This window comes from Massilia sp. 05N420 (assembly GCF_056397205.1).
Genome location: NZ_JBFTMX010000291.1, coordinates 1 through 359, shown reverse-complemented (window position 1 = coordinate 359; position 359 = coordinate 1). Strand labels below are relative to the sequence as shown.

Annotated in this window: 1 protein-coding gene; it reads right to left on the bottom strand. The window is 57.7% G+C overall.

Translation table 11 applies throughout. The features are described from left to right. Positions 1 to 359, bottom strand: a 359-nt coding sequence (locus AC1DIX_RS28370) for a hypothetical protein (RefSeq protein WP_477328700.1), incomplete at both ends; no start/stop codon positions are given.

Here is a 359-nt window from a genome sequence, read left to right as displayed (position 1 = left end):
CTTCACGGATGATGGAGACGCCGATACTGCTTTCGCAGCCCGCCTGTCGCTTCAGCCAGTCATTGTAGAATTCGGTCTTGACGAGGTTCTTTCGGGCATAGATATCCTCGCCGCACAATCCGCGGCCGACCGGCACCAGGCCCATGCGTGGGATCCACGGATTGACCGACGCGAAGTGATTGCTGAACTGATCGACCTCGTCCTTGGTGAAGCCTGAAATATAGGGAACGTGGGCAACCGGCGAGGCAAGATCGTGGTAGTGCAGGGCAGCCTTGCCATCGGGAGAAGTCTTGGCGACGGCATCCAGAAAGCCCTGCCAGCTGCATTCGCCGAACAGGCTTCCGTAAATCATATCGATC